The 3,413-nt window shown below is 61.8% G+C and carries 4 protein-coding genes and 1 pseudogene; all 5 read left to right on the forward strand.

The window, feature by feature from the left end:
• Positions 1 to 268: 268 nt before the first annotated feature.
• The 5 genes and pseudogenes from IBX54_RS13710 (at position 269) to IBX54_RS13730 (ending at position 2,905) form a co-directional block, all read left to right on the forward strand.
• On the forward strand, positions 269 to 577 hold the full coding sequence (locus IBX54_RS13710; RefSeq protein WP_296543216.1) for a DUF3567 domain-containing protein: 309 nt from the start codon (positions 269 to 271) through the stop codon (positions 575 to 577).
• Positions 578 to 625: 48 nt separating this feature from the next.
• Entirely contained in the window at positions 626 to 1,237 is a 612-nt protein-coding gene (locus IBX54_RS13715; RefSeq protein WP_296543217.1) for a LysE family translocator, read from the forward strand.
• Between the two features lie 30 nt (positions 1,238 to 1,267).
• The gene (locus IBX54_RS13720) at positions 1,268 to 2,017 is read left to right on the forward strand and encodes an aspartate/glutamate racemase family protein (protein ID WP_296543218.1); all 750 of its coding nucleotides are present in this window, start codon (positions 1,268 to 1,270) and stop codon (positions 2,015 to 2,017) included.
• Positions 2,014 to 2,163 (forward strand): annotated as a pseudogene (locus tag IBX54_RS13725) (PLP-dependent aminotransferase family protein); the annotation flags it as partial. The gene IBX54_RS13720 and the pseudogene IBX54_RS13725, both read left to right, overlap by 4 nt.
• Positions 2,164 to 2,236: 73 nt before the next feature.
• Positions 2,237 to 2,905 carry a histidine phosphatase family protein gene (locus IBX54_RS13730; protein ID WP_296543219.1) on the forward strand — a complete coding sequence of 223 codons (669 nt, stop codon included), beginning with the start codon at positions 2,237 to 2,239 and terminating at the stop codon, positions 2,903 to 2,905.
• The last annotated feature ends 508 nt before the right edge of the window (positions 2,906 to 3,413 follow it).

Raw genomic sequence — 3,413 nt, forward strand, 5'->3', positions numbered from 1 at the left:
ACCGCTTGAAAACTTCGATAAGGCATTGAACTGATTAGAAAAAGTGACTTCGATCACGTTCACCTTTTGGGTGAAAGCGCTACGCGAGCGCATGTGCCGCTGGCAACGTGCCTGGGGTCGTTGCTTCTCCTTGCGGGCAGTAGCCCGCTGCGTCGTCGCGCCTACCCAGACACGCTGCCAGCAGCCCACTCGGACGCGTCCAACTGAGGAATCTAGGTTGATTCGCCACCACGATCATGGTCAGCCGGATTCATGGATAATTTGACGCATGCACACGCTTTACGACTCTGAAACTTATTCGGTCACCCACATGCTGGCCAACGCCGTCACAGCCGACGTGCAGCCCGACGACATGAAGGCGGGCGAGCAACTGCTGATCGTGCCGCAGCTCATCCGCCACGGCTTCGAAATTGTCGATAAACGCGCCAATAAAGAGGTGTACCTTGATGGCTCCTGGGCCGAGCTGTTTCAACAGCAAATCTCGGCCTGGCAGAGCAAAACACCCACCCAGGAAGAAGTCGAAGACACGCTGGAGCAATACGCCGAACTGGCGCAAAACCCGGTCGTGGTGCATTGAACCGGCCGCAGCCCCACACGGCGCAAGCCAGGCTGGTGTGAACAACGCATGACTGGCGCCGAGATCACCGCGCTCTTGCTGCTGTGCACAGCGGTGAGCTTTAGCCCCGGCCCCAACACCACACTGTCCACCGCTCTGGCGGCCAACTTTGGCCTGCCGCGCGCGCTGCGTTTTGTGCTGGCGGTGCCAGTGGGCTGGGGTTTGCTGCTGGGCTTGTGCACCAGCGGCGTGGGCGCCTTGGTGGTCAGCCTGCCGCCGCTGCGGCTTGGCGTGAAAACCGCGGGTGTGGCTTACCTGCTCTGGCTGGCCTGGAAACTCTGGCACGCCCAGCAACTGTCCCAAGCCAGATCCGATCAACTCAATGTAAGCTTCTGGCAGGGTGTGATGCTGCAATTTCTCAACATCAAGGCCTGGATGCTGGCGCTCACCGTGGTGGCCGGTTGGCTGGCCGGGCGCGATGACCTGTGGGCACGGTTTGCCGTGGTGCTGCCGCTGTTGCTGATGTTTGCCCTGGCCAGCAACCTGGGCTACGCGCTGGTCGGCACATTGTTGCGCCAGTGGCTGGCCGACCCGGCGCATGGCGGGCGGCGGCTGCGCTGGTTCAACCGCTGCATGTCAGCGGTGCTGGTGGCGACAGCGTTGTGGATGGCCACAGTTTAGTCCGGCAGCACCCTGCCAAGGAAATCACCCATGACAACACACCCCTTGAAAACCCTCGGCCTGATTGGCGGCATGAGCTGGGAGTCAACGGTGCCCTACTACCGCCAGATCAACGAAACCGTCAAAGCCCGGTTGGGCGGGCTGCATTCGGCCCGGATCATTCTTTACAGCGTGGACTTTGCCGACATTGAACAGCTGCAAGCCAGCGGCCAGTGGCAAGCCGCCGGGGCCCTGCTGGCCGACGTTGCGCAAAAGCTCGAAGGCGCCGGTGCCGACGCGCTGGTGCTGTGCACCAACACCATGCACAAGGTGGCCGAGGCCATCTCGAAGGCCGTGCGCATCCCCTTGCTGCACATTGCCGACCCCACGGCGCTGGCCCTGCGGCAAGCGGGCTACACCACCGTGGGTCTGCTCGGCACGCGCTTTACCATGGAACAAGACTTTTACCGCAGCCGCCTGGAACAAGACCACGGTCTGACGGTACTGACGCCGCCCCAGGCCGACCGCGACCAGGTGCACCAGATCATTTACCAGGAACTGTGCTTGGGCCAGGTGCATGACGCTTCACGCCAGACCTACCAGCGGGTCATCGCCGATCTGGGCGCGCGCGGCGCGCAAGGCATCATTCTGGGCTGCACCGAAATAGGCCTGCTGATTCAAGCGCAAGACTGTCAACTGCCCCTCTTTGACACCACCGCCTTGCACGCGCGCAGCGCCGCGCACTGGGCCATGTCAGCGCCTTGCGCCGCTGTTTCCAAACCCTCAAAAGCACATTCATGACCACTGCGACTTCCTCCTGGCAGCTGGCGCGCCGCGCTGAGCGCATGAACCCCTCGGTGATCCGCGAAATCCTGACGGTCACCGAAAAGCCCGGCATCATCAGTTTTGCCGGCGGCCTGCCATCCAGCAAAACATCCCCTGTGGCCGAGATTCACCGCGGCGTGGCGGCGCTGGCCGTGACCCTGAAAATTTATGCTGCCAGCCTGGCGGCTTGAGGCCATGAGCATTCTTTACCTCGTTCGCCACGGTCAAGCCTCGTTTGGCACTGACAATTACGATCAATTGAGCGACCTGGGCATGCGCCAAAGTGTGCGCCTTGGCCGCCACTTTGCGAGCAAAGGCATCCACTTCGATGCCGTGCTCAGCGGCACACTCAAGCGCCACTCGCAAACCCTGAGCGGCATCAGCGAAGGCCTGGGGCTGCCCTTGCCAGCCGTACAGTGGCCCGGCCTGAACGAATACGACAGCGACGCCGTGATTGCCGCCGTACACCCCGCGCCGCTGGATCGCAGCGCCACGCCGGAAAACTACCGCCATTACTTTCGCTTGCTGCGCACCGGTTTGCTGCAATGGATGCTGGGCAACACCCGTCCGCAGAACATGCCCGACTGGCCCACCTTTGGCCAGCAGGTGGTCGAGGTGCTCGACCATGTGCGCCAGAGCCAGGCCGAACGCGTGCTGCTGGTCTCCAGCGGCGGGCCGATTGCCTGCGCGATTGGTCATGTGCTGGCGACACCACCGGAGGCCATGATCGAACTCAACATGCGCCTGCGCAACACCGCCGTGAGCGAGTTTGCGTTCACCCCAAAGCGCCATGCCTTGCTGACTTACAACACCCTGCCCCACCTCGAGCAGCTTGATTACGCAAAATGGGTCAGCCACGCCTGAGGCGCTGCCAGATCAGCTTGCAGAGCACTTTCCATGAGCTGTCCCGTCATTGCGAACGCAGTGAAGCAATCCATGTCCCCGGACTGCATGGACTGCCGCGCTTCGCTTTCCATGAACAGCCCCGTCATTGCGAACGCAGTGACGCAATCCATGACCCCGGAAGTCATGGATCGCCACGCTTCGCTCGCGATGACGAAGTCTCTGTTCAAGGCCCGTGTGCGGTATCGGACCAGGTACGGAGGGCTCGCAGTGACGAAGTCTTTGTTCAAGGTCCGTGTGCGGTATCGGGCCGGATACGGGGGGCTCGCAGTGACGAAGGCTCTATTCAAGGATCGTGTGCGGTATCGGGCCGATTCGGAGGGCTCGCGACGAGCGGTGCGCTGTCATGATTTGGGGCGTCGCTCTGGATTCATGGGCACAGCCCAAAAAAAAGGCACCCGAAGGTGCCTTTTTTATTGCGCTAAAAACGCTGCCGTTCAGGCTTACTTGCCAACAGTAGCAGCGGCGC

The organism is Rhodoferax sp. (assembly GCF_014859475.1).
Lineage (GTDB): Bacteria > Pseudomonadota > Gammaproteobacteria > Burkholderiales > Burkholderiaceae_C > Rhodoferax.

What these genes read in the sequence shown, in the direction of transcription:
- IBX54_RS13710 (WP_296543216.1), top strand. Translation starts at nt 269, where the DNA reads ATGCACACGCTTTACGACTCTGAAACTTATTCGGTCACCCACATGCTG.
- IBX54_RS13715 (WP_296543217.1), top strand. Translation starts at nt 626, where the DNA reads ATGACTGGCGCCGAGATCACCGCGCTCTTGCTGCTGTGCACAGCGGTG.
- IBX54_RS13720 (WP_296543218.1), top strand. Translation starts at nt 1,268, where the DNA reads ATGACAACACACCCCTTGAAAACCCTCGGCCTGATTGGCGGCATGAGC.
- IBX54_RS13730 (WP_296543219.1), top strand. Translation starts at nt 2,237, where the DNA reads ATGAGCATTCTTTACCTCGTTCGCCACGGTCAAGCCTCGTTTGGCACT.